We start from the raw sequence: 24230 nt of genomic DNA on the forward strand, positions 1-24230 counted from the left end.
AGCACCCATGACCCTCACCAGCCATGCGCGGCCGGACATATCGGTTAAGAGAGCATCCGTTCCCTCGGCCGGCGCCGCCCCCGCGCTCGTACCCGTCGTACCGGCCTCGGCGAAACGGCGGTCACCGCCCCGCTGGGCGCGGCGCACCACCGGACCCCTCCTGCTGCTCGCCGCCTGGCAACTCGCCAGCAGTCTCGGCTGGTTGCCCGCCGACACACTCGCTCCACCCTCGACCATCGCGAGCGCCGCGGCCGGCCTGATCGGGGACGGCACCCTGCCCGCCGCGATGGGGGTGTCGCTCCAGCGCGTGGCGATCGGCCTCGTCCTGGGCGGGACGGTGGGGACGGTGCTGGCGCTGCTGTCCGGGCTCTCCCGGCTGGGCGAGGACCTGATCGACGCGAGCGTGCAGATGCTGCGGACGGTGCCCTGGGTGGGGCTCATCCCGCTGTTCATCATCTGGATGGGCATCGGGGAGGCGCCGAAGGTGGCGCTCATCGCCCTCGGCACGGCCTTCCACCTGTACCTGAACGTGTACGCCGGGATCCGCGGGGTCGACGAGCAACTCATCGAAGCGGGCGGGGCCTTGGGGCTGGGCCGTTGGGGTCAGGTGCGGCACGTGGTGCTGCCGGGCGCGCTGCCCGGGTTCATGACAGGGCTCCGGTACTCGCTGGCCACCGGCTGGCTGGCGCTCGTGTTCGGGGAGTCCATCAACGCCGACGCCGGGATCGGTTTCCTGATGAACCAGGCCCGCGAGTTCTTCCGCACCGACGTCATCGTCGTCTGCCTGGTCGTCTACGCCTTCCTCGGTCTCACCGCCGACCTCATCGTCCGCGCTCTCGAAAGGCTGCTGCTGCAATGGCGACCGACCTTCACCGGCCAGTGACCGACACCGCCGCCACCGCCGCGGCCACCACCGCCGTCACCGCCACCGCCGTCACGGCGCATCCGGCCGACACCGCCGTACGGGTCCGGGGGCTCACCCGGGCCTTCGACGGCCGGGCCGTCATCGACGGACTCGATCTGACCTTGCGGGCGGGCCAGTTCACCGTGCTCCTGGGCCGCAGCGGCTGCGGGAAGTCCACGCTGCTGCGGGTGCTCGCCGGCCTGGACCGGGAGATCGAGGGCGAGGTCCTGGTGCCCGAGCGCCGTGCGGTGGCCTTCCAGGCGCCCCGGCTGATGCCCTGGAAGCGGGTCTGGCGCAACGTGCTGCTCGGGCTGCCCGGGCGCCCGGAACGCGACCGTGCGGAGAGCGCGTTGGCCGAAGTCGGGCTGGAGCACCGCACCGACGCCTGGCCGAAGACGCTGTCCGGCGGCGAGGCACAGCGGGCCTCCCTGGCCCGCGCCCTGGTCCGCGAGCCCGACCTGCTGTTGCTGGACGAGCCGTTCGGCGCGCTCGACGCGCTGACCCGTATCAACGCCCAGCGTCTGGTCGCCGAGCTGTGGCAACGGCGCGGCTGCGCGGTGCTGCTGGTCACGCACGACGTCGACGAGGCGGTGCTGCTGGCCGACCGCGTGCTCGTGATGGACGAGGGCCGCATCGCCCACGACACCGAGGTGCCGCTGGAGCGTCCGCGCTCGGTCGGCGACCCCGGTTTCGCCGCGTTGCGCGCCCGGCTGCTGGCCGAGCTCGGCGTCGGCTGAGCTCCGCGCGCCCCTCCCGTTCCGCCCGCCCCTCCCGTTCTGCCCGCCCCTCCCGTTCCGCCCGCCCCTCCACTTCCCCCTGCCCTGGTTCCCGTACGAGAGATCGAAGAGAAGCGACATGAGACGTCATACCCTGCCCCTGCTCGCCGCGCTGCTTCCGCTGTCGCTGGTCCTGACCGCCTGCGGCGGCAGTTCGGCCGCCGACAGCGGCTCCGCCGCGAAGGACGGCGCCAAGAGCGGCGCCAAGGTCACCCTCAACGTGGGTGACCAGAAGGGCGGTTACGAGTCGCTGCTGCGGGCCGCCGGCGAGCTGGACAAGCTCGACTACGAGATCAAGTGGTCCACCTTCACCTCGGGTCCGCCGCTGCTGGAGGCCGTCAACGCCAAGGCCGTCGACATCGGCGGCGTCGGCAACACCCCGCCCGTCTTCGCAGCCGCGGCCAAGTCGAAGATCACGGTGGTGGCGGCCACGCACGGCTCCTCCACCGGCGAGGCGATCCTGGTGCCCAAGGACTCCGCCCTCCAGTCCCCCGCCGAGCTGCGCGGCAAGAAGGTCGCCGTGGCACAGGGAAGTTCGGCTCATTTCCAGCTGATCGCGAGCCTCCAGCAGGCCGGCCTGACGCCGGCCGACGTGCAGATCACGCTGCTCCAGCCGGCCGACGCGCTGGCCGCCTTCAACAGCGGCAAGGTCGACGCCTGGGCGGTCTGGGACCCGTACACCTCCCAGGTGCTGCGCTCCGGCGCCCGCGTCCTGACCAGCGGCGAGGGGGTCGTCAACGGGCTCGGCTTCCAGGTGGCGGCGCCCGGGGCGCTCGCGGACGAGGGCAAGAGCAAGGCCATCGGGGACTACCTGGTCCGCCTCCAGCGCGCCCAGGACTGGGTTTTCAAGCACCCGGAGGAGTGGGCCGAGGTCTGGTCGAAGGAGACCGGGCTGCCGTACGAGGTGGCCTTCGACGCGGTGAAGCGGAGCAACGGCACCCGGGTGCCGGTGGCCGTGGACGAGGCGGCCGTGGCCTCCGAGCAGAAGATCGCCGACACCTTCGCCGAGTTAAAGCTGATCCCGGGCAAGGTCGTCTTCAAGGACTTCGTGGACACCCGTTTCAACGGGAACCTGCCGCCCTCCACCACCCCCGCGCGCACGTACGGGAAGGACTCCTGATGACGGTACGACTGCACTGGTTCCTGCCGACCGGCGGCGACGGCCGCACCCTGGTCGACCGGCACGCCTACGCCAACAACCACGCCGCCGCCGGGGTCCGCGAGCCCGACATCGAGTACCTCGCACAGATCGCGAAGGCGGCCGAGCGGCTCGGCTTCGAAGCAGTGCTGACCCCGACCGGCACCTGGTGCGAGGACGCCTGGCTGACCACGGTGGCGCTCGCGCAGCACACCGAGCGGCTGAAGTTCCTGGTGGCCTTCCGACCCGGGGTGATCTCGCCGACGCTGGCCGCGCAGATGGCGGCGACGTACCAGCGGATCACACGCGGCCGGCTGCTGCTCAACGTAGTGACGGGCGGCGACTCGGCGGAGCAGCGGCGGTTCGGCGACCACCTCGGCCACGATCTCCGCTACGCGCGCACGGCGGAGTTCCTCTCGGTCGTGCGGGGGGTCTGGGGCGGGCAGCCCTTCGACTTCCACGGCGAGCACTACCGGATCGACGGCGGGCTGACGGCGCTGCCGCCCGACCCGCTGCCGGAGATCTTCTTCGGCGGCTCCTCGGCCGCGGCGGGTCCGGTGGCCGCCGAGCACGCGGACGTGTACCTGACGTGGGGCGAGCGGCCGCAGGAGGTGAAGGAGAAGATCGACTGGATCCGTTCGCTGGCCGAGGAGCGGGGCCGGACGGTGAAGTTCGGCATCCGGCTGCACACCATCTCCCGGGATTCGGCGAAGGAGGCCTGGGCGGCGGCGGACCGGCTGCTCGGGGATCTGGACGACGCGTCCATCGCCACCGCGCAGGCGGCGCTGGGCGCGAGCGAGTCGGTCGGACAGCAGCGGATGCTGGCCCTGCACGGCGGCTCGCGCGACAAGCTGGAGATCTCCCCGAACCTGTGGGCCGGGGTCGGCCTGGTGCGCGGGGGTGCCGGTACGGCCCTGGTGGGCAGCCACGGGGACGTGGCGGACCGGATCGAGGAGTACCACGCGCTCGGGATCAAGAACTTCGTCCTGTCGGGCTATCCGCACCTGGAGGAGGCGTACTGGTTCGGCGAGGGGGTGACTCCGGAGCTCGCGGCGCGCGGCCTGCTCGCGCGCTGAGGCCGGGACCGGCGGGCTCCGGGAAGATCTCGGCGCCGCCCTCAGTTGGTAGAACCGTGAACGAATTCGCGGTGCAGGACGTGGACGTGGTCGTCGTGGGCGCGGGACAGGCGGGACTGTCCGGCGCCTACCACCTGGCGCGGGCGGGCATCGGCCACGTGGTCCTGGACCACGCGCCGCGCCCGGGCGGTGCCTGGCAGTTCCGCTGGCCCTCGCTCACCTACGGCAAGGTCCACGGCATGCACGCGCTGCCCGGGATGGAACTCACCGGCGCCGATCCGCTGCGGCCGTCCTCCGAGGTGATCGCCGAGTACTTCGCCGCCTATGAGGGCCGCTTCGGCCTGCGTGTACGCCGGCCCGTGGACGTCACCGCCGTACGCGACGGGGCGGACCGCCGACTGCTGGTGGAATCCCGGTCCGGCACCTGGTCGGCGCGGGCGCTGATCAACGCCACCGGGACCTGGGACCGGCCGTTCTGGCCGCGCTACCCGGGGCAGGAGCTCTTCCGGGGACGCCAGCTGCACACGGCGAACTACCCGGGGCCGGCGGAGTTCGCCGGAGCCCGGGTCGTCGTGGTGGGCGGCGGCACCTCGGCGGTGCAGCACCTGCTGGAGATCGCCGGGGTGGCGGCGGAGACCACGTGGGTCACCCGTCGGCCCCCGGTGTTCCGCGACGGGAGCTTCGGCGAGGCGCAGGGCCGCGCCGCGGTGGCCCTGGTGGAGGAAAGGGTGCGGCAGGGGCTGCCGCCCCGGAGCGTGGTCAGCGTCACCGGGCTGCCGCTGAACGAGGCGGTTCGGGGCGGGCTGGAGTCGGGCGTCCTGGATCGGCGGCCGATGTTCGACCACCTCACGAGGACCGGGGCGGCCTGGCCGGACGGCAGCCGGGTGGAAGCGGACGTGATCCTGTGGGCCACCGGTTTCCGTCCCGCCATCGACCACCTGGCTCCGCTGCGCCTGCGCGAGCCGGGCGGCGGCATCCGCCTCGACGGCACCCGCTCGGTCCGCGACGAGCGGATCCACTTGGTCGGCTACGGCCCGTCCGCGTCCACCATCGGAGCCAACCGCGCCGGTGGCGTCGCCGTCCGCGAGATCCACCGCCTGCTCACCCGTTTCCGGGCCGGCATCCGCTGAGCCGTACCCGGTCGCAGAGTGCTTCAGGTCGCGCGCGAGGCCGCTCGGAGCCGGTTGAACTCGGCCACGTGCCGCTTGTGTTCCTCGTACGTCGCCGAGAAGCGGGTGTCCCCCTGCTTCACGGTGACGAAGAAGAGCCAGTCTCCGGGTGTGGGGGCCACCGCGGCCGCCATGGCCTGCAGGCCGGGGCTGTCGATCGGGGTGGGCGGCAGGCCCTGGCGCTCGTACGTGTTGAAGGGGCTGTCGATCTTCGTCTCGCTCAGCTTGGTGTCCACCGTGGAGCGGTTCAGCGCGTAGTTGATGGTGGAGTCCATCTGGAGCGGCATCGATCTCGCCAGCCGGTTGTGCACCACCCGGGCGACCTTGCCCATGTCCGCGCGGGTCTCGGCCTCCGCCTCGATGATGCTCGCGAGGGTGGCCGTCTGGTACGGGGTCATCCCGTGGGTCTTGCCGCCGTCCGCGACGGCCTTGGTGGCGAGGCTCTTGTTGGCCGTCTCCACCATGTACGTGAGGAGGGCGGCCGGGGTGGACTTCGAGGTCACCGGATAGGTGGCCGGGAAGAGGTACCCCTCCGGATTGCCCTTCGCCTCGGCGGGCAGGGGCAGGGCGGCCGTGGCGGCCGCGGCCTTGGCGGAGCCTGCCGGGAGCTTCAGTTCGCGGTCGATGGCGGCGTAGACCTGCGGGGCCCGCCAGCCCTCGGGGATCAGCAACTGGCGCGGCTTCTCGGGCGGTTCCTCGCCGGGAATCAGGGGGATGAGGAGGGCTGCCCCGAGTCCCAGGACGGTTCCGAGGAAGAGCGCCAGCCTGCCCCGGCGGGTGAGCCGGGAACGGCGCGGTGACGGCGGCCGGTTCTCATGACGCATGCGGGCACGCTAACCCGCGAACCGTCGGATTCCCGGCATCCGGCCCGTGTGCCGGTCATACGATCACACGTTCACCGGGGTCGGCTCGCTGCCGCGCAGGGTGTCCGGCTTGAAGGTCCCGGGCTTGAGCAGATCCGCCGCTCGCATCTCGGAACCGAGCGCCCCGGACAGCAGTCCCCCGGACGCCGGAGCCTCCGGCTTGAGGGCGCTCTCCCGGTCGCGCCGGACGAGGGCGGCGTACCGGCCGTCGGCCTTCAGCAGTTCCTCGTGGGTGCCGCGCTCCGCGATCCGGCCTCCGTCGAGCACCACGATCTGGTCGGCGTCACGGACGGTGGAGAGGCGGTGGGCGATGGTGATGGTGGTGCGGCCCTGGGAGAGGTTGTCGATGGCCCGCTGCACGGCGTGCTCGGTGCGGGTGTCCAGCGCGCTGGTGGCCTCGTCGAGGATGAGCACCGGCGGGTCGCGCAGGATGGTGCGCGCGATGGCCAGGCGCTGCTTCTCTCCGCCGGAGAACCGGTAGCCGCGCTCGCCGACCAGGGTGTCGTACCCGTCGGGCAGGGACTCGATGTGATCGTGGATCTGGGCCGCGCGGGCCGCCTCCGCGATCTCCTCGTCGGTGGCGTCCGGCTTGGCGAAGCGCAGGTTGTCGGCGACGGAGGCGTGGAAGAGGTAGGTCTCCTGGGAGACCACGCCGATGGAGCGGGCCAGGGAGTCGAAGTCGAGGTCGCGCACATCCACGCCGTCGAGGGCGACCCTGCCGCCAGTGACGTCGTAGAGGCGGGGCACGAGGTAGCTCAGCGTGCTCTTGCCGGATCCCGTCGGGCCGACCACCGCGAGGGAACCGCCGGCCGGGACGGTGATGTCGATGCCCGTCAGGGTGGGGCCGCTCTTCGCGTCGTAGGCGAAGTGGACGTCCTCCAGGCGGACCTCGCCCTTGGCGCGGTCGAGGCGGACGGGGTCCTCGCGCTCGGTGATGTCCACCGGCAGGTCGAGGTACTCGAAGATGCGGGCGAAGAGCGCCAGGGAGGTCTGGATCTGGACGCCGGTCGACAACAGGCTCACGGCGGGCCGGAACAGGCCCTGCTGGAGGGTGACGAAGGCGACGAGGGTGCCGACCGAGAGCGAGGGGGCTCCGGTCTGCAGGGCTATGCCGGCCGCCCAGTAGATGAGCGCGGGCATGGCGGCCATGACGATGCCGATGGTGGACATCCGCCAGCGCCCGGCCATGCTGGAGCGCACTTCGAGGTCGACGAGCTTCTCGGACTCCTCGGCGAAGGAGGTGGTGAGCGAATCGGCGCGGCCCATCGTGCGGCCGAGGAGGATGCCGCTGACCGACAGGGACTCGGTGACCGTCGCCGCCATCGCGGCCATCTGCTTCTGGCGCTGCGCGGTGATCTTCTTGCGCTCGCCGCCGACGCGGCGGCTGATCCACACGAAGACGGGCAGCAGGGCGAGCGAGACGAGCGTGAGCCGCCAGTCGAGCGCGAGCATGGCGACCACGGAGGCGATGACGGCCGTCGCGTTCGAGACGAGGGAGGTCGCCGTGGAGGTGACCGTGGCCTGCATGCCGCCGATGTCATTGGCTATGCGGGACTGCACCTCACCGGTCCGCGTCCGGGTGAAGAAGGCCAGCGGCATCCGCTGGAGCTGTGCGTAGACGGCGGTGCGCAGATCGTGCATGACGCGCTGGCCGACGGTGGTGGATATCAGGGTCTGGAGCACGCCGAAGATGCTCGTGACGACCGCGGTCGCGATCATGCCGAGGGCGAGCAGGCTGAGCAGCCCGGTACGACCCTGCGGGATCGCGACGTCGAGGACCTCCTTCAGCAGGAAGGGGGTGGCGACTCCGACCAGCGAGGAGGCGGCGACCAGCACGCCGACGACGGCGAGGCGGCCCCGGTAGGGCCGGAAGAGGCCGACGATGCGGCGCAGCTCGCGCGGCCGCTCGTCCGGAGCGGGGCCGCTGGGGTCCAGTGATTCTTTCGAGGGTTCCCACTCGGGTTCTTTGGGGCGCATGGGCCTCCTTCATGACAGGTGACGAGACTCGAATGAGCATAGCTCATTGTTACCTATGCTCACAATGAATCTGGTCCTGATATCGTTCCCATTATGAGGACCGCAGCATGAGCACCGCTTCCGAGACCGACAGCGCCGCGATGGCGGATCCGGCCGAGCCGGCCGAGAACACCGACGGCGCCGACACCACCGACGGTGTTCTCGCCGAGCAGCTCCTCCGCCTGACGCGGCGGCTCCACCGCATCCAGAAGCGCCATCTGGAGCCGCTCGGCATCACCCCGGCCCAGTCCCGGCTGCTGCGCACGGTCGCCCACCTCTCCACGGCTCGGCCGCCCCGGATGGCGGACCTCGCCGCCCGCCTGGAAGTGGTGCCCCGCGCCGTGACCACGCTGGTCGACGGTCTGGAGAGCGCCGACTGCGTCCGCCGCGTGCCCGACCCGGCGAACCGCCGCGTCATAAGGATCGAGCTCACCGACACCGGCCGCGCCACGCTGCGCCGCCTGCGCAACGCGCGAACCGGCGCCGCAGAGGAGATCCTGGCTCCATTGACCGCCGATCAGCGCGAGGTGCTCGGCGGTCTGCTGAACGCTCTGGCGGACGCTCCGGCGGAGCACGGCTGCTGACGGGCGACGGTCCGGCCGGGACCGGGCCGGGGCTGCGCCGAACGAGTGAGAACGACCGACACGGCGCGAGTTGAGGGGCTGCAGATGCCACTGCTGGAACCGAAGCCGGGGGCCCTGCGCCCGCGCACCATCAGCGGCCCCGCCCCCGACCGGGTGCCCGACCGCAGGTCCACGGGCACCCCCGAGCCGCTGCGGAGCGAGCTGAGCGAGCTGCTGGGCGCCGACAAAGTGCTCTCCGGCGTCTCCGACCTGGTCCGCTACGCCTCCGACGCCTCCCCGTACCGGTTCCTTCCGCAGGTCGTCGTGGTCGCCGAGGACATCGACGACGTCTCCGCCGTCCTGTCCTACGCCCACGGCAAGCAGCGCGAGGTGGTCTTCCGAGCCGCCGGGACCTCGCTCAACGGCCAGGCCCAGGGCGAGGACATCCTCGTCGACGTCCGCCGCCACTGGGCCGGGGTCGAGGTGCTGGAGGGGGGCCTGCGGGCCCGGATCCGGCCCGGCACCACCGTCGTGCGCGCCAACGCCGCACTCGCCCGGCACGGCCGCGTCCTCGGCCCGGACCCGGCCAGCGCCATCGCCTGCACCCTCGGCGGAGTCGTCGCCAACAACGCCTCCGGCATGACGGCGGGCACCACGAGGAACTCGTACCGCACCCTGTCCTCCCTCACCTTCGTCCTGCCGAGCGGCACCGTCGTGGACACCGCCGACCCGCTCGCCGACGAGGAGCTGGAGCGGGCCGAGCCGGGCCTGTGCCACGGCCTGATGGAGATCAAGAAGGAGATCGAGGCCGATCCCGAGCTCGTGGCCCGCATCCGGGCCAAGTACGAGATCAAGAACACCACCGGCTACCGCCTCGACGCCTACCTCGACGGCGCCACCCCGGTGGAGATCCTGCGCGGGCTGATGGTCGGCTCCGAGGGCACCCTCGGCTTCATCGCCGAGGTCGTCTTCGACACCCTGCCGCTGGACCGCGAGCTCACCAGCGCCCTGCTCTTCTTCCCCTCGCTGCCCGCCGCGGCGGCCGCCGTACCGCTCTTCAACGAGGCCGGGGCGCTGGCCGTCGAGCTGATGGACGGCAACACGCTGCGCGCCTCGGTGAGCGTCGCGGGCGTCCCCGCCGACTGGGCCGGGCTGCCCAAGGACACCACCGCGCTGCTGGTGGAGTTCCGGGCCCCCGACGAGGCCGGCCGCGCGGAGTACGAGCGGCGCGCCGCCGAAGTGCTGGCCGGGCTGGACCTGGTGACCCCGGTGGCCTCGGTGACCAACGCCTTCACCCGCGACGCCAAGACCATCTCGGGCTACTGGAAGGCCCGCAAGGCATTCGTCACCGCCGTCGGCGGCGCCCGCGCCTCCGGCACCACCCTGATCACCGAGGACTTCGCGGTCCCTCCGTCCCGGCTGGCCGAGGCCTGCGAGGCCCTCCTCGAACTCCAGGCGGAGCACGGCTTCGACTCCGCCGTCGCCGGCCACGCCGCCCACGGCAACCTGCACTTCCTGCTCGCCTTCGACGCCGCCCGGCCCGCCGACGTGGAGCGGTACGCCGCCTTCATGGAGGCCTTCTGCCGGCTCACCGTCGAGCGCTTCGACGGCTCCCTGAAGGCCGAGCACTCCACCGGCCGCAACATGGCCCCCTTCCTGGAACTGGAGTGGGGACCCCGGGCCACCGAGATGATGTGGCGCACCAAGCGGGTCGTCGACCCCGACCTGGTGCTCGCCCCGCGGATCCTCCTGGACCGCGACCCGAAGGCGCACTTGCGCGGTCTCAAGACCATCCCGCAGGTGGAGGCCGTCGCCGACCCCTGCATCGAGTGCGGGTTCTGCGAACCGACCTGCCCCAGCGAGGACCTGACGACCACCCCGCGCCAGCGGATCGTGCTGCGCCGGGAGATGATGCGCCAACAGCCCGGCTCCCCCGTGCTCGACGGTCTGCTCGACGCGTACGGGTACGACGCCGTGGACACCTGCGCCGGCGACTCCACCTGCAAACTCGCCTGCCCCGTCGGCATCGACACCGGCGCCCTGATGAAGGACTTCCGCCACCGCCGGCACAGCCCGCGCGAGGAGCGCGCGGCCGAGCTCGCCGCCCTGCGGTTCGGCGCGGTCGAAGTGGCCGCGCGGCTGGCCGTGGCCGCCGCCGACAAGATCACCGACGCCGTCGGGGACCGGATCCTGCAGGCCGTGACGGGGGCCGCGCGCAAGGCCGTACGGCCCGACCTGGTTCCGGAGTGGCTGCCGCAGGTCCCCGGCGCCGCGGCCCGCAAGCTCCCTGCCACCCGGCGCGGGGGCGCCGCCGCGGTGTACTACCCGGCCTGCGTCAACCGGATCTTCGGCGGTCCCGACGGCCGGTCCGGCCCCTCCCTTCCGGAGGCCGTGGTCGCGGTGTCGGAGCGGGCCGGGAAGCCGGTCTGGATCCCCGGGGACGTCAGGGGCACCTGCTGCGCGACGATCTGGCACTCCAAGGGGTACGACGCCGGCAACCGCGTGATGGCCAACCGGATCGTGGAGGCCGCCTGGGGCTGGACGGCCGGCGGGCGGCTGCCGCTCGTGGTCGACGCCTCCTCCTGCACCCTGGGCATCGCGCACGAGGTGGTCCCGTACCTCACGGACGACAACCGGGCGCTCCATGCCGAGTTGCGGATCGTCGACTCCATCGTCTGGGCCGCCGAGGAGCTGCTGCCGCACCTGGAGGTCCGGCGCACGGTGGGCTCGGCGGTGCTCCACCCCACCTGTTCGATGCGGCACCTGGACGACGAGGCGCAGCTGCGGGCGGTGGCCGAGGCCTGCGCCGACGAGGTGGTGGTCCCGTACGACGCGGGGTGCTGCGCCTTCGCGGGCGACCGCGGCATGCTGCACCCGGAGCTGACGGAGTCGGCGACGGCGCGCGAGGCCGCCGAGGTGACGGCCCGGGAGTTCGACGCGCACCTGTCGGCGAACCGGATGTGCGAGGTGGGCATGGACCGGGCCACGGGCCGCAGCTACCACTCCGCGCTGCTGGAACTGGAGCGCGCCACCCGGCCCTGAGGCCGCCGCCCCTCCGGCCACTCGGGCCACAAGCCTGCCCGCGCAGAGCTTTGGCCAACGGAAAATCGATTGCCCCGGACCGGTCCCGAACGCGAACCTTGCACGGTTTGGAACACTCGACCAGTCATGGGGCGTCATGCAGATCAGCGATCTTCCGTATCCGGACCCAGGGGTACCCGATGCTCGCTCCGGCCCCCGGTTCCTCTGGTGGCTGGGTCGGGGCCAACTCGGCGGACAGGTCAAAAGCCTGTGCTGGGGGCTGCTCCACTTCGGCGGCGTCGCGGGGCTGCCGTACACCGTGGGCCTGGGCATCGACGCGGTCGTGGACGGCGACGGCGCCCGGCTGCTGTGGGTCGGCGGCCTGATCGCGCTGCTCGGCGTCGCGATCTCGCTCGGCGACGCGATGCTGCACCGCACGGCCGTCACCAACTGGATCACCGCCGCCGCGCGGGTCCAGCAGTTGCTCGCCCGCAAGACCGCCGAACTGGGCTCCGCCCTGACCCGGCGGGTCGCGGCGGGCGAGGTGGTGGCCGTCTCCACGGGCGACGTGGAGAAGATCGGCTGGTTCGTCGAGGGGGTCTCCCGCTTCCTGGCCGCCGCCGTGACCCTGGTCATCGGCTGTGTCGTCCTGCTGTTCTACGCGCCCACGATCGGCGTGGTCGTGGCCCTCGGCATGCCGGTGCTCGCGCTGGCCGTCCTGCCGCTGCTGCCGCGCGCCACCCAACGCGCCGACGTCCAGCGGGAGAAGGCGGGCAAGGCCACCGAACTGGCCTCGGACACCGTGGCGGGGCTGCGCGTCCTGCGCGGCATCGGCGGCGAGGAACTCTTCCTGAGCCGCTACCGCGAGGCCTCGCAGGAGGTCCGCGAAGCGGCCGTGCACAGTGCCCGGATGTGGGCGCTGATCTCCGCGATCCAGGTGCTGCTGCCGGGCGCGCTGCTGATCACGGTGGTCTGGTACGGGGCCGCGCTCGTGCTGGACGGCCGGCTGGACGTCGGCGAACTCGTCGCCGCCTTCAGCGCGGTGGCGACCATGCTCTACCCGCTGCGGCACTTCGAGGAGATCGCGATGGCGTACTCCTTCTCGCGCCCGTCGGCCAAGCGGGCCGCCCGGGTGCTGTCACTGACCCGGACCGACACGGAGGCGGAGGCCGGCGCGGACGGCGGCGCGGAGAGCGGCGCGGACCCGGTGGTCTCCACCGAGGTCGCGCGGACCCCCGCCCCCGGCGGTGACCTGTACGACCCGGAGACCGGGCTGCTCGTCCCGGCGGGCCGGTTCACCGCCGTGGTGTGCGGGGACCCGGACCTGGCGGGCCGGCTCGCGGAGCGCCTGGGCGGGCACCCGATGGACGCCGCGGCCGGGCCCTCCGTCCTGCTGGGCGGGGTCGCGCTGGACGAGCTCGCGCTGGACACCGCGCGCACGCTGGTCCTCGTACAGGACAAGGATCCGGTCCTGCTGTCCGGGACGCTGCGCGCGCTGTTCGACGTACCGGCGTCCGGGGCGGTCGAAGCGCCTGCGGCCCTCGCGGCGGCCCAGTGCGCAGACGTGCTGGACGCCCTGCTGCAGTCCGCGCCGGAGGGGGTGAGCGACCCGATGGACGCCCGGATCACCGAGCGCGGGCGCTCGCTGTCCGGCGGGCAGCGACAACGGCTGGCGCTGGCCCGGTCCCTGGTGACCGATCCCGAGGTACTCGTGCTGGACGAGCCGACCTCGGCGGTCGACGCGCACACCGAGGCCCGGATCGCGGAGGGGATCTCGGCCCTGCGCGCCGGTCGCACGACGGTGGTACTGGCTTCCTCGCCGCTGCTGCTGGACCGCGCCGACCGGGTCGTCCTGATCCACGAGGGCAAGGCGGCGGCGAGCGGCACGCACCGCGAGCTGCTGCACGGCGACCCGCTCTACCGGGCGGTCGTCACCCGCGAGACCGAGGAAGAACAGCGGACCGAGGAAGAACAGCGGCTCCCGCGGCTGGAATCCGTACTCACAGAGATCGAGGAATCCGCATGATCGGCGTGGCGCCGCCGCCCTACGATCCGGCCGCCCCGGAAACGGCCGCGACACTGCCCGTGGGCAGCTCCGACACGGTACGGGGCTACGTGCGCGGCCTGTTCCGCCGCCACCGGCGGGCCTTCCTGGTGCTGGTCGGGGTCAACACCGTCGCGGTGATCGCCTCCATGGTCGGCCCGTACCTGCTGGGCCAGGTCGTGGACCGGCTCTCGGAAGGGGCCCGCGAACTCCATCTGGGGCAGGTCGGCCTGCTGTTCGCCCTGGCGCTCGGCGTCCAGACCGTGTTCGTGCGGCTGGTCCGGCTGCGCGGGGCGATGCTCGGCGAGGAGATGCTGGCCGATCTGCGCGAGGACTTCCTCGTGCGGTCGGTGGGCCTGCCGCCGGGCGTGCTGGAGCGCGCGGGAACCGGCGACCTGCTGTCCCGGATCACCACGGACATCGACCGGCTGGCCAACGCGATGCGCGAGGCCGTGCCGCAGCTCGCCATCGGCGTGGTGTGGGCGGGGCTCCTCTACGGTGCGCTCGCCGTGACCGCGCCGCCGCTGGCACTGGCCGCGCTGGTGGCGCTGCCGGTGCTGGTGATCGGCTGCCGCTGGTACTTCAAACGGGCGCCCCGGGCCTACCGTTCGGAGGCCGCCGGGTACGCGGCGGTCGCCGCCGTGCTCACCGAGACGGTGGACGCGGGCCGCACCATCGAGGCGCACCGCCTCGGCGGACGGCGGATCGAGCTGTCGGAGCGGCGGATCAAGGAGTGGACGGCTTGGGAGCGCTACACGCTGTTCCTGCGGACGGTCCTCTTCCCGGTCGTCAACGTCACCTACGTGACGATCCTCGGCTCGGTGCTGATGATCGGCGGGTACTGCGTGATCCAGGGCTGGATGTCGGTGGGGCAGCTCACCACGGGCGCCCTGCTCGCGCAGATGATGGTCGACCCGATCGGCCTGATCCTGCGCTGGTACGACGAACTGCAGATCGCGCAGGTCTCGCTGGCCCGGCTGGTGGGCGTGCGGGAGATCGAGCCGGACGCGGGCGACGCGGGCGTCTCCCCGGACGGCAGGGACGTCCGGGCGGACCAGGTGCACTTCGGGTACCGCGAGGGCGTCGACGTCCTGCACCAGGTGTCGATGTCGGTGCCGCCGGGCACCCGAATGGCCCTGGTCGGGCCCTCGGGCGCCGGCAAATCCACGCTGGGCCGGCTCCTGGCGGGCATCTACGCGCCGCGGACCGGTGAGATCACCCTCGGCGGGGCGCGGCTTTCGCGGATGCCGGCGGAGCGGGTGCGCGAGCACGTGGCCCTGGTGAACCAGGAGCACCACGTGTTCGTGGGCTCCCTGCGGGACAACCTGCGCCTGGCGCGTACGGAGGCCGGTGACGCCGAGCTGTGGGCGGCGCTCGACGCCGTCGACGCGGAGGACTGGGCGCGGGCGCTGGACGCCGGTCTGGACACCGAGGTCGGCTCGGGATCCGTGGCGCTGACCCCGGCGCAGGCGCAGCAGATCGCGCTGGCCCGGCTGGTCCTGGCTGATCCGCACACGCTGGTCCTGGACGAGGCCACCTCGCTGCTGGACCCGCGCGCGGCCCGGCACTTGGAGCGCTCACTGGCCCGGGTGCTGGACGGCCGCACCGTGATCGCGATCGCGCACCGGCTGCACACCGCGCACGACGCGGACGTGATCGCGGTGGTCGAGGCCGGCCGCATCACCGAGCTCGGCTCGCACGACGCCCTGGTCGAGGCCGACGGCGCGTACGCCGCCCTGTGGCGCTCCTGGCACGGGTGACCGGCACCGCGGCGCCTGACCCTGGACCCGCCTACGTGGTCCAGGGCAGGCGGACGGCCTCGATCACCGGGTCGCGGAGCAGCGCTTCGACCAGGCGCTCGGGTCCGGAGACCTTGGTGGCCCACAGGTCGTAGTCGGTGTACAGGACCCAGGAGCGGTCTTCGGCCCACAGGTTGGAGGGGCTGAAGTCCGCTTCCGGGTTGTCGTAGAGGGCGTGCGCGTCTCCGAGCCGGCCCGCACGGACGTGCAGTGCGTCGAAGTCGCAGGCGGCGAGCATCAGCGGGTTGTAGTACGCCAGGCAACGGGTGTGCGCGCCGTCGGGGGCATGTGCGGTGAGCAGGTCGACCAGCCGGTCCCACGTCGGTCGGTCGAGGCTGCCTTCCGTGGGCGGCCGGATGCCGACGGGCCAGCTGTCATCCAGTTTCACGGACGGGAAGCAGTGCAGCGATGGGTAGCTCCCTTCCGGGACCAGGGGGTCCCCGCAGCGGGCGGCCAGCTCGGCCCAGCGCAGGCGGCGGTACTGCGGCCCCGGGTGTTCCGTGCGTCCCAGTGCGCCGCCCGTGGCAATCCCTATTTCCAGGTCGATGTCGCCGAATCGGCTGGGTGCGACGGCGCCGGCGGCGATGGCCGCCTGCCGCGCCTCGTGGTGGGAGATGCCCAGGATCCCGCCGCTGTGCTCGTACATCGCGTTCAGCACCCAGGCCGCGTCCGGCCTGCGGGGCGGGGAGAAACCGAGGGTCCCGTCCCCGCAGAGCTCCGTCAGCCAGTCGGTCTCGGAGGAAGGCGCCAGGGGCCAGAGCTCATGGATTTCAGGCATCGCGCCAGGCTACGGGCCCGGCCGGGCCCGGCCCGCCGCGAAGGACTTCCGGGGAGGCGGCGTCCGGACGGGGCTGGTTCGACGGCCTCAGAAGAAGCCGAGGGCGGAGGCTCCGCCTACTCCGCCGAGGAGCATGAAGACGGGCATGAGGACCTTGAGCTCCACCCAGCTTCCGGCGCGGAAGCGCATCATCTTCGGCGGGCCGATCGGGTACCAGCGCTTGCCCGCGATGGGCAGCGGCCACAGGATCGGGCAGCCCGAGACGGTCAGGGCGTCGCCGATGTCGTGGACCAGGGCGCCGAGGACGATCGGCAGGCCGAGCCACAGGTATTCCTGGCCGGGGGCGGTGAAGAGCCAGCCGGAGCCGTTGCCGGGCTGGTCGAGCACGCCGGCCAGTATCCAGGCGCTGGTCGCGCCGAGCAGCCAGACCAGGACGTCGCTGGACATGCGTGCGGCCTTCCACAGCAGGCCTTCGACGGCGAGGACCAGGTGGATGAAGAGGAGGGCGAGCACGCCCCAGCGGTCCGCGGTGACGGCGAGCGCGGAGGAGCCGGCGCCGATCAGGACGGCCCAGACCCAGGTGTGGGTCAGGGTGCGGTGGCCTCCGGTGCGGCGGGCGTCGCGCGGGGCCCTGGTGGCTTTGTAGACGCCGTAGGAGATCTTGTCGACCACCTCGCACAGGCCCCGGGAGAGCGGGCCGAAGGCGCGGGAGATCGTCGCCGACTTGTGGTCCAGGTCGGGGGCGAGGGCGGCTCCGGCGCAGATGAGCGCGCCGATGACGAGGACGGGCCAGGGCATCGGGTGTCCGGCGGCTGCCGCCGCGGCACCCACCCCCAGCCAGGCCGCTGCCCCGGACAGTGAGTGCGCCGGACCCATCATGGTCGTTTCCCGCCCCGGTGGTGTGCTGGTCGGGCCCTGTTGACGGTGTCGTTCGGGCCGCATCGACGGCACAGCGTACCGCCGATGATCTTCCTTCTGTCCGCCGGTTCCCTGATCCGGGGGGAAGCCAGGCAAGATGGGGGGTGTGACCCTCATTGATCAGCTCCCGCCGAACGCCGACCCCGACGCCCTCTTCGAGGCTTTCTCCTCGTGGGCGGAGGACCAGGGCATCACCCTGTACCCGGCTCAGGAGGAAGCGCTGATCGAGGTCGTCTCGGGCGCGAACGTGGTCCTGTCCACCCCGACCGGCTCCGGCAAGAGCCTGGTGGCCGCGGGCGCGCACTTCACGGCCCTGGCCCAGGACAAGGTCACCTTCTACACCGCGCCGATCAAGGCGCTGGTCTCGGAGAAGTTCTTCGACCTGTGCAAGCTCTTCGGCACCGAGAACGTCGGCATGCTGACCGGCGACGCCTCGGTGAACTCGGACGCGCCGGTGATCTGCTGCACCGCCGAGGTGCTGGCCTCGATCGCCCTGCGCGACGGCAAGTACGCCGACATCGGCCAGGTCGTGATGGACGAGTTCCACTTCTACGCGGAGCCGGACCGCGGCTGGGCCTGGCAGATCCCGATCCTGGAGCTGCCGCAGGCGCAGTTCGTGCTGATGTCCGCGACGCTCGGCGACATGAAGCGGTTCGAGGAGGACCTGACCCGGCGCACCGGCCGGCCCACCTCGGTGGTCCGCTCCGCGACCCGGCCCGTCCCGCTGTCCTACGAGTACGTCACGACGCCGATCACCGACACCATCACCGAGCTGCTGGAGACCCGGCAGGCACCGGTGTACATCGTGCACTTCACTCAGGCCCAGGCGGTCGAGCGGGCGCAGTCGCTGATGAGCATCAACATGTGCACCCGCGAGGAGAAGGACAAGATCGCCGAGCTGATCGGCAACTTCCGCTTCACCACCAAGTTCGGCCAGAACCTCTCCCGGTACGTCCGCCACGGCATCGGCGTGCACCACGCGGGCATGCTGCCCAAGTACCGCCGCCTGGTGGAGAAGCTGGCCCAGGCCGGTCTGCTGAAGGTCATCTGCGGCACCGACACCCTCGGCGTCGGCGTCAACGTCCCGATCCGCACGGTGCTGTTCACCGCGCTGACCAAGTACGACGGGACCCGGGTCCGCACGCTGCGCGCCCGCGAGTTCCACCAGATCGCCGGCCGCGCCGGCCGGGCCGGCTTCGACACCGCCGGCTATGTGGTGGCCCAGGCGCCCGAGCACGTCATCGAGAACGAGAAGGCCCTGGCGAAGGCGGGCGACGACCCGAAGAAGCGCCGCAAGGTGGTCCGCAAGAAGGCCCCCGAGGGCTTCGTGGCCTGGTCGGACATCACCTTCGAGAAGCTCATCGCCGCCGACCCCGAGGCGCTGACCTCGCGCTTCAAGGTCACCAACATCATGCTCCTGTCGGTCATCGCCCGGCCCGGCGACGCCTTCAAGGCGATGCGCCACCTGCTCGAGGACAACCACGAGCCGCGCAAAGCCCAACTGCGCCACATCCGGCGGGCCATCGCCATCTACCGCTCGCTGCTGGACGGCGGTGTCGTCGAGAAGCTCGACACCCCGGACGCCGAGGGCCGCACGATCCGGCTGACCGTCGACCTCCAGCAGGACTTCGCGCTGAACCAGCCGCTGTCCACCTTCGCGCTGGCCTCGTTCGACCTGCTGGACCCGGAGTCCCCTTCCTACGCGCTGGACATGGTCTCGGTGGTGGAGTCCACGCTGGACGACCCGCGCCAGATCCTCGCCGCCCAGCAGAACAAGGAACGCGGCATGGCCGTGGGCGCGATGAAGGCCGACGGGGTCGAGTACGAGGAGCGGATGGAGCGGCTCCAGGAGATCACCTATCCCAAGCCCCTCGAAGAGCTGCTCCTGCACGCCTACGACGTGTACAGCAAGAGCCACCCGTGGGTCCGCGACCACCCGGTCTCCCCGAAGTCGATCATCCGCGACATGTACGAACGCGCGATGACCTTCACCGAGTTCACCTCGTACTACGAACTGGCCCGCACCGAGGGCATCGTGCTGCGCTACCTGGCGAGCGCCTTCAAGGCGCTGGACCACACCATCCCCGACGACCTCAAGTCCGAGGACCTCCAGGACCTGATCGAGTGGCTCGGCGAGCTGGTCCGCCAGGTCGACTCCAGCCTGCTCGACGAGTGGGAGCAGCTGGCGAACCCGGAGGTGGAGACGGCGGAGCAGGCCCAGGAGAAGGCCGACCAGGTCAAGCCGGTCACCGCGAACGCCCGCGCCTTCCGCGTCCTGGTCCGCAACGCCATGTTCCGCCGGGTGGAGCTGGCCGCCCTGGACCACGTCAACGTGCTGGGCGAGCTGGACGGCGACTCCGGCTGGGACGCCGACACCTGGGGCGAGGCCATGGACGGCTACTGGGACGAGTACGACGACCTGGGCACGGGCCCCGACGCGCGCGGCCCCAAGCTGCTCCAGATCGAGGAGGACCCGGCGCACGGCCTGTGGCGCGTCCGGCAGACCTTCGCCGACCCGAACGGCGACCATGGCTGGGGCATCAGCGCCGAGGTGGACCTCGCCGCCTCCGACGAGGAGGGCCGGGCGGTCCTGCGCGTCACCTCGGTCGGCGAACTCGGCCAGCTCTGACCTTCCCCCGGCTCCGCCCGGCCGGGCACGCGACCGGCAACCGACCCCCGACCCGCAACCGACCGGCGCCGCCACGGCCGCCGGGCCCGACAGTGGAGATCCTCTGATGACGAACCCCGCCGAGAGGCTGGTCGATCTGCTCGACCTGGAGCAGATCGAGGTCAACATCTTCCGGGGCGCCAGCCCCCAGGAGTCCCTCCAGCGCGTCTTCGGCGGCCAGGTCGCCGGCCAGGCGCTGGTGGCGGCCGGCCGCACCACGGAGGGCGACCGGCCGGTCCACTCCCTCCATTCGTACTTCCTGCGCCCCGGCATCCCCGGAGTGCCGATCGTGTACCAGGTGGAGCGGGTGCGCGACGGGCGCTCCTTCACCACCCGCCGGGTCACCGCGGTCCAGCAGGGCAAGACCATCTTCAATCTGACCGCTTCCTTCCATCACCCGGAGGAGGGCAGCATCGAGCATCAGCTGCGTCCTCGCCATTTCCCGCACCCGGACACGCTCCCGAAGGTCGTGGACGAGATCCGCGAGCACCTGGGCACGCTGCCGGAGGCGCTGGAGCGGATGGCCCGCCGCCAGCCCTTCGACATCCGCTACGTGGACCGGCTCCGCTGGACCCCCGCGGAGCTCAAGGGCGCCGATCCGCGCAGCGCGGTGTGGATGCGCGCCGTCGGCCCGCTGGGCGACGACCCGCTCGTGCACACCTGCGCGCTCACCTACGCCAGTGACATGACCCTCCTCGACGCCGTGCGCATCCCCGTGGAACCCCTGTGGGGCATGCGCGGTTTCGACATGGCCTCCCTCGACCACGCCATGTGGTTCCACCGGCCGTTCCGGGCGGACGAGTGGTTCCTGTACGACCAGGAGTCGCCCATCGCGCACGGCGGCCGGGGCCTGGCCCGCGGCCGCATCTACGACCTCGAAGGCAGGCTGCTGGTGTCGGTGGTCCAGGAGGGGCTCTTCCGTCCCTACGGCGCCAAGGCCTCCAAGCCCGCCGTGTCGCCCCAGTAGTCCCCCCATCCTCGAAAGAACCGAGCGAGTTCCCATGCCCACCCCGGCTCTGCCCTGCCCCTGCGGGCTGCCCGCCGCCTACCCGGAGTGCTGCGGCCGCTTCCACTCCGGCGAGCGTCAGGCGCCCACCGCCGAGCTGCTGATGCGCTCCCGCTTCAGCGCCTTCGCCGTCGGGGACACCGCCTACCTCCTGCGCTCATGGCACCCGTCGACCCGGCCGGGCGTGCTCGACCTGGATCCCGGGCAGCGCTGGGAACGCCTGGAGATCCTGGCCACCGAGCGCGGCGGGATGTTCGAGACGGAGGGCTCGGTGGAGTTCCGGGCGCACTACCGCGAGGGCCGGCACACCGGCTCCCTGCACGAGCACAGTTCCTTCGCCCGGGAGAACGGGGCCTGGGTCTACGTCGGCCCCCTCTCCCCCGTCGACTTCGACTGACACCCCTGACCCCTCTGACCCCTGGCGCCGGTCAGGGCGAAGTCGAGGCTGGTGCGGTACCAGCCGATCTCGTCCGGTGGCCCGGCCCGCAGCAGCCGGGCCGCCACCTCGGAGGCCGCCGGAACCTGCGGGTGCCCGTAGGGCGGGGGCGGGGCGAGTGCCCCGAGCAGGATGCGCTCCGCCGCGTCGGGCACGGTCGCGCGCAGGTCGTCTTCGGGGAGCACGGATGCCAGTACGGCAGCCCGTTCCCAGGGGTCGGCGGTCCGTCTCAGCAGTAGCCCGACGTGCCGCTCGCGCCACTTCCGGGGGCGCAGGTCCGCCTTGGCCGCCATCAGCTCCCGGTCCCCCGGCGGCGCGCTCCCGCGCAGCATCCCCGGCTCACGGGCCGCGAAGTCCCGCAGCTCCGCGGTCAGGTAGAGCCACACCACCAACCGGTAGCGGTTGATCCGGTATCCCACCGGAGCGAGGTGTCCGCAGCGTGCGAGCCGGGTGAACCTGCTCGGGCCGACCCCCAGGGCGGCGGCCCCGGCCTCCGCTCCCGCGACCGTCGCCACACGCTCGCGCAGCGTGTCCGGGAACCCCTCGGCGGACCGGACCCGGTCGAGCTCGGTCCGGGTGTACCGCGCGGCCCCGGCGGCCCCTCGGGGTCCGGCCCGTACGATGCCCAACTGGACGGCGCGGGCGAACTCACCACGGCTCAGCCCCAGTTCCCCGGCGGCCCGACCGCCGCCCAGCAGTCCGGCGACCTCGCCGCACCCCGCCACCACGGACTCCGCGGACCCAGCGGACCCCACGGACTCCACCTTGGCCGTCCGCGCCATCGGAGCCATCCGCACCGTCGGCGTCGCCCGCACCACCTGAGCCATGTCCGTCACGTGCGCCGTGTGTGCCATGTACGCCATGTGCGTCACCTGCGGCGCCTGAACCGTCTGCATCATCACGATCTCCCCACCAGAGTGATTACTGTGTGTGAAGAACGTAACTCAGAGCAACGACGCCCCGCAGAGCCTGTGGACAACTCCGAAAGGGCGGAACGCGCCGCCCGCCGGCCTCAACCGCCCGTGATCCGCCGCTCCGCGACACCCAGGTGCTCCCCCACCCGGTTGACCAGCAGCGTCATCTCGTACGCCACGTGCCCGATGTCGGCCTCGGAGGCGCTCAGCACGCACAGGCAGCTGCCCGCACCCGCCGCCATGACGAAGAGGACTCCGTCGTCGTATTCGACCATCGTCTGACGGACCTCACCCGCCCTGAAGTGCCGCCCCGAGCCCTTCGCCAGGCTCTGCAGCCCCGCCGCGACGGCCGCCAGGTGCTCCGCGTCCTCCCGTGCCAGCCCCGCGCTCGCGCCCGTCACCAGGCCGTCGTTGGAGAGCACCACCGCGTGCCGCACCTGCTGCACCCGCCGTGTCAAGTCGTCCAGCAGCCAGTCCAGCTGCTTGTCCAGCGCCATCTACAGTCCCTCCCCGTCGACGCGGCCCGTCCGGCCGCGCCCCACCCCGTGTACTCGTGCCGCCAGCCTTCCCCACCAGCGGCTTTCCGGCAAGGAGGATGGACCCATGGTGAAGAAGATGACTCAAGAGGAATGGCGGGAGTTCGTCTCCCGCTCCACCCGCACCGGGAAACTGTCCACCGTCCGTGAGGACGGAAGCCCTCACATCGCTCCCATCTGGTTCGTTCTCGACGGAGAATCCTTCGTGTTCAACACCGGGAAGGACACCGTCAAGGGGCGCAATCTGGCCCGCGACGGCCGCGTCGCCCTCTGCGTGGACGACGACCGGCCGCCCTTCTCCTACGTGATCCTCCAGGGCCGGGCAGAGCTCAGCGAGGACCTGGACGCGATGCTCCCCTGGTCGACCAGGATCGGCGCCCGCTACATGGGAGCCGAGAACGGCGAGGCCTTCGGCCGTCGCAACGCCGTCCCCGGCGAGCTCCTCGTGCGCGTCACCATCGACAAGGTGATCTCGGCCGCCGGCGTGGCCGACTGACGGCGTCGCCCATACCGTCCGAACCCGTACCAGCCCAACCCGTACCGCCCGAGCCCTCACCACACCTTCGCCGCGGGCCGGTTCACACCGAATCGGCCCGCGGTTCCACCGATTCCAGCAGCCGCGCCGTGTGCACCCGTCCCGCGTACTCCACCAGCCGGATCAGCACTTCCTTCCCGGAGTCCTTGTCCCGTGCGTCGCACAGCACCACCGGCGTCCCCTGATCCAGGTCCAGTGCCCGCGCGACCTCGTTCGAGGCGTACCGCCGCGCGTTCGCGAAGCAGTTGACGGCCACGACGAACGGGATCTTGCGGTGCTCGAAGTAGTCGACCGCCGGGAAGCAGTCCTCCAGCCGCCGCGTGTCGGCGAGGACCACCGCGCCCAGCGCCCCCTGCGACAGCTCGTCCCACAGGAACCAGAACCGGTCCTGCCCCGGGGTCCCGAACAGGTACAGCGACAGCCCCGACCTGATCGTGATCCGCCCGAAGTCCATGGCCACGGTGGTCGTCGTCTTCTGGTCGACCCCGCCCGTGTCGTCGACCAGTTCCCCGGCCTCGCTGAGCAGTTCCTCCGTACGCAGCGGCCGGATCTCGCTGACCGCGCCGACCAGGGTCGTCTTCCCGACGCCGAAGCCGCCCGCCACGAGTATCTTCAGCGCGAGCGCGGCCAGTTCCTCGCCGCCCTCGGCGGCCGGTGCCGACCCGTTGTCGTGCAGTCCCATCACAGCGCTCGCAATCCCTCGATGACTTCACGCAGAATCCGCTCGTCCGGCAACTGTGCGGGCGGCACCGGCCGGCTGACCTTGACGTGTCCGGCCTCCAGCAGGTCCCCGAGCAGCACGCGCACCACGCCCACGGGCAGGTCCGCGTCCGCCGCGAGCTCCGCCACCGACTGGGTCTCGTCCCGGCACAGGCCGAGCAGCGCCCGGTGCTCCGGGCCCAGCAGGGACTCGGCCGCCTCGTCCGTTCCCGCCGGGTCCACGACGACCAGCGCGATCAGGTCGAACCGGACCCCGTGGGGTCCCGGCTTCGTGCGCCCGCCGGTCATGGCGTACGGACGGACGAGCGGGCCCGCGTCGGCGTCGTACCACCGCCCGTTCGTGCTCAAGG

The 24230-nt window shown here is 72.0% G+C and carries 21 protein-coding genes; 13 read left to right on the forward strand and 8 right to left on the reverse strand.

From position 1 onward, the window contains the following. The first annotated feature begins 7 nt into the window (after positions 1-7). The 5 genes from AC061S_RS23635 to AC061S_RS23655 all read left to right on the forward strand — a co-directional run bounded on the left by AC061S_RS23635 (position 8) and on the right by AC061S_RS23655 (position 5024). Positions 8-883, forward strand: coding sequence for an ABC transporter permease (locus AC061S_RS23635; protein ID WP_478687916.1), 876 nt, complete (start codon positions 8-10; stop codon positions 881-883). Continuing rightward, a complete protein-coding gene (locus tag AC061S_RS23640) occupies positions 856-1641 on the forward strand; it encodes an ABC transporter ATP-binding protein (protein ID WP_478687917.1) in 786 nt (261 codons plus the stop codon). Before AC061S_RS23635 ends, AC061S_RS23640 begins: the two co-directional genes overlap by 28 nt. 118 nt (positions 1642-1759) lie before the next feature. After that, positions 1760-2800: an ABC transporter substrate-binding protein gene (locus tag AC061S_RS23645; RefSeq protein ID WP_478687918.1), complete on the forward strand. Its 1041-nt coding sequence runs from the start codon at positions 1760-1762 to the stop codon at positions 2798-2800. Continuing rightward, a complete protein-coding gene (locus AC061S_RS23650; RefSeq protein ID WP_478687919.1) occupies positions 2800-3894 on the forward strand; it encodes an LLM class flavin-dependent oxidoreductase in 1095 nt (364 codons plus the stop codon). The genes AC061S_RS23645 and AC061S_RS23650 overlap by 1 nt, the downstream gene beginning before the upstream one ends. A 56-nt stretch (positions 3895-3950) precedes the next feature. Continuing rightward, positions 3951-5024: an NAD(P)-binding domain-containing protein gene (locus tag AC061S_RS23655; protein WP_478687920.1), complete on the forward strand. Its 1074-nt coding sequence runs from the start codon at positions 3951-3953 to the stop codon at positions 5022-5024. Positions 5025-5047: 23 nt separating this feature from the next. Here AC061S_RS23655 and mltG read toward each other — a convergent pair whose 3' ends face one another. Both mltG and AC061S_RS23665 read right to left on the reverse strand, forming a co-directional pair. After that, the gene (mltG, locus tag AC061S_RS23660) at positions 5048-5887 is read right to left on the reverse strand and encodes an endolytic transglycosylase MltG (RefSeq protein WP_478687921.1); all 840 of its coding nucleotides are present in this window, start codon (positions 5885-5887) and stop codon (positions 5048-5050) included. Between the two features lie 63 nt (positions 5888-5950). Then, positions 5951-7903, reverse strand: coding sequence for an ABC transporter ATP-binding protein (locus AC061S_RS23665; RefSeq protein WP_478687922.1), 1953 nt, complete (start codon positions 7901-7903; stop codon positions 5951-5953). Positions 7904-8043: 140 nt separating this feature from the next. Here AC061S_RS23665 and AC061S_RS23670 point away from each other — a divergent pair, with 140 nt between their 5' ends. From AC061S_RS23670 to AC061S_RS23685, 4 genes are all read left to right on the forward strand, one after another. Then, positions 8044-8526 carry a MarR family winged helix-turn-helix transcriptional regulator gene (locus tag AC061S_RS23670; protein WP_478687968.1) on the forward strand — a complete coding sequence of 161 codons (483 nt, stop codon included), beginning with the start codon at positions 8044-8046 and terminating at the stop codon, positions 8524-8526. A gap of 84 nt (positions 8527-8610) precedes the next feature. Further along, positions 8611-11547: an FAD-binding and (Fe-S)-binding domain-containing protein gene (locus AC061S_RS23675; protein WP_478687923.1), complete on the forward strand. Its 2937-nt coding sequence runs from the start codon at positions 8611-8613 to the stop codon at positions 11545-11547. A gap of 136 nt (positions 11548-11683) precedes the next feature. Beyond that, entirely contained in the window at positions 11684-13552 is a 1869-nt protein-coding gene (locus tag AC061S_RS23680; protein WP_478687924.1) for an ABC transporter transmembrane domain-containing protein, read from the forward strand. Beyond that, entirely contained in the window at positions 13549-15330 is a 1782-nt protein-coding gene (locus AC061S_RS23685; RefSeq protein ID WP_478687925.1) for an ABC transporter ATP-binding protein, read from the forward strand. Before AC061S_RS23680 ends, AC061S_RS23685 begins: the two co-directional genes overlap by 4 nt. A gap of 31 nt (positions 15331-15361) precedes the next feature. On the opposite strand, the gene AC061S_RS23690 is transcribed toward AC061S_RS23685, so the two are convergent. Together AC061S_RS23690 and AC061S_RS23695 are read right to left on the reverse strand one after the other, a co-directional pair. Next, positions 15362-16147: a hypothetical protein gene (locus AC061S_RS23690; protein ID WP_478687926.1), complete on the reverse strand. Its 786-nt coding sequence runs from the start codon at positions 16145-16147 to the stop codon at positions 15362-15364. An 87-nt stretch (positions 16148-16234) separates the two neighbouring features. After that, positions 16235-17026, reverse strand: a complete 792-nt coding sequence (locus tag AC061S_RS23695; protein ID WP_478687927.1) for a metal-dependent hydrolase — start codon at positions 17024-17026, stop codon at positions 16235-16237. Positions 17027-17171: 145 nt separating this feature from the next. Here AC061S_RS23695 and AC061S_RS23700 point away from each other — a divergent pair, with 145 nt between their 5' ends. From AC061S_RS23700 to AC061S_RS23710, 3 genes are all read left to right on the forward strand, one after another. Further along, positions 17172-19694 (forward strand): DEAD/DEAH box helicase, encoded by a 2523-nt coding sequence (locus AC061S_RS23700; RefSeq protein WP_478687928.1) that lies wholly within the window; start codon positions 17172-17174, stop codon positions 19692-19694. Positions 19695-19800: 106 nt separating this feature from the next. Continuing rightward, positions 19801-20700, forward strand: a complete 900-nt coding sequence (locus AC061S_RS23705; protein ID WP_478687929.1) for an acyl-CoA thioesterase — start codon at positions 19801-19803, stop codon at positions 20698-20700. A gap of 34 nt (positions 20701-20734) precedes the next feature. After that, complete coding sequence (locus AC061S_RS23710) at positions 20735-21136, forward strand: YchJ family protein (RefSeq protein ID WP_254381317.1); 402 nt, start codon at positions 20735-20737, stop codon at positions 21134-21136. Here the strand turns inward: AC061S_RS23710 and AC061S_RS23715 are convergent. Continuing rightward, on the reverse strand, positions 21100-22074 hold the full coding sequence (locus tag AC061S_RS23715; protein WP_478687930.1) for a DUF6397 family protein: 975 nt from the start codon (positions 22072-22074) through the stop codon (positions 21100-21102). The genes AC061S_RS23710 and AC061S_RS23715 overlap by 37 nt on opposite strands. Before the next feature lie 113 nt (positions 22075-22187). Beyond that, positions 22188-22586 carry a roadblock/LC7 domain-containing protein gene (locus AC061S_RS23720; protein WP_243340556.1) on the reverse strand — a complete coding sequence of 133 codons (399 nt, stop codon included), beginning with the start codon at positions 22584-22586 and terminating at the stop codon, positions 22188-22190. Between the two features lie 106 nt (positions 22587-22692). On the opposite strand from AC061S_RS23720, the gene AC061S_RS23725 reads away from it, so the two are divergent. Then, the gene (locus AC061S_RS23725) at positions 22693-23121 is read left to right on the forward strand and encodes a PPOX class F420-dependent oxidoreductase (protein WP_478687931.1); all 429 of its coding nucleotides are present in this window, start codon (positions 22693-22695) and stop codon (positions 23119-23121) included. Between the two features lie 82 nt (positions 23122-23203). On the opposite strand, the gene AC061S_RS23730 is transcribed toward AC061S_RS23725, so the two are convergent. After that, the gene (locus tag AC061S_RS23730) at positions 23204-23842 is read right to left on the reverse strand and encodes a GTP-binding protein (RefSeq protein WP_478687932.1); all 639 of its coding nucleotides are present in this window, start codon (positions 23840-23842) and stop codon (positions 23204-23206) included. After that, complete coding sequence (locus AC061S_RS23735; RefSeq protein ID WP_267757296.1) at positions 23842-24228, reverse strand: DUF742 domain-containing protein; 387 nt, start codon at positions 24226-24228, stop codon at positions 23842-23844. The genes AC061S_RS23730 and AC061S_RS23735 overlap by 1 nt, the downstream gene beginning before the upstream one ends. Between the last annotated feature and the right edge of the window lie 2 nt (positions 24229-24230).

This window comes from Streptomyces sp. CA189 (assembly GCF_056428985.1).

Coding starts and splice junctions, on each gene's coding strand:
- AC061S_RS23635 (WP_478687916.1), top strand. CDS start 8: ATGACCCTCACCAGCCATGCGCGGCCGGACATATCGGTTAAGAGAGCA.
- AC061S_RS23640 (WP_478687917.1), top strand. CDS start 856: ATGGCGACCGACCTTCACCGGCCAGTGACCGACACCGCCGCCACCGCC.
- AC061S_RS23645 (WP_478687918.1), top strand. CDS start 1,760: ATGAGACGTCATACCCTGCCCCTGCTCGCCGCGCTGCTTCCGCTGTCG.
- AC061S_RS23650 (WP_478687919.1), top strand. CDS start 2,800: ATGACGGTACGACTGCACTGGTTCCTGCCGACCGGCGGCGACGGCCGC.
- mltG (WP_478687921.1), bottom strand. CDS start 5,887: ATGCGTCATGAGAACCGGCCGCCGTCACCGCGCCGTTCCCGGCTCACC.
- AC061S_RS23665 (WP_478687922.1), bottom strand. CDS start 7,903: ATGCGCCCCAAAGAACCCGAGTGGGAACCCTCGAAAGAATCACTGGAC.
- AC061S_RS23670 (WP_478687968.1), top strand. CDS start 8,044: ATGGCGGATCCGGCCGAGCCGGCCGAGAACACCGACGGCGCCGACACC.
- AC061S_RS23675 (WP_478687923.1), top strand. CDS start 8,611: ATGCCACTGCTGGAACCGAAGCCGGGGGCCCTGCGCCCGCGCACCATC.
- AC061S_RS23680 (WP_478687924.1), top strand. CDS start 11,684: ATGCAGATCAGCGATCTTCCGTATCCGGACCCAGGGGTACCCGATGCT.
- AC061S_RS23685 (WP_478687925.1), top strand. CDS start 13,549: ATGATCGGCGTGGCGCCGCCGCCCTACGATCCGGCCGCCCCGGAAACG.
- AC061S_RS23690 (WP_478687926.1), bottom strand. CDS start 16,147: ATGCCTGAAATCCATGAGCTCTGGCCCCTGGCGCCTTCCTCCGAGACC.
- AC061S_RS23695 (WP_478687927.1), bottom strand. CDS start 17,026: ATGATGGGTCCGGCGCACTCACTGTCCGGGGCAGCGGCCTGGCTGGGG.
- AC061S_RS23705 (WP_478687929.1), top strand. CDS start 19,801: ATGACGAACCCCGCCGAGAGGCTGGTCGATCTGCTCGACCTGGAGCAG.
- AC061S_RS23710 (WP_254381317.1), top strand. CDS start 20,735: ATGCCCACCCCGGCTCTGCCCTGCCCCTGCGGGCTGCCCGCCGCCTAC.
- AC061S_RS23715 (WP_478687930.1), bottom strand. CDS start 22,074: ATGATGCAGACGGTTCAGGCGCCGCAGGTGACGCACATGGCGTACATG.
- AC061S_RS23720 (WP_243340556.1), bottom strand. CDS start 22,586: ATGGCGCTGGACAAGCAGCTGGACTGGCTGCTGGACGACTTGACACGG.
- AC061S_RS23725 (WP_478687931.1), top strand. CDS start 22,693: ATGGTGAAGAAGATGACTCAAGAGGAATGGCGGGAGTTCGTCTCCCGC.
- AC061S_RS23730 (WP_478687932.1), bottom strand. CDS start 23,842: ATGGGACTGCACGACAACGGGTCGGCACCGGCCGCCGAGGGCGGCGAG.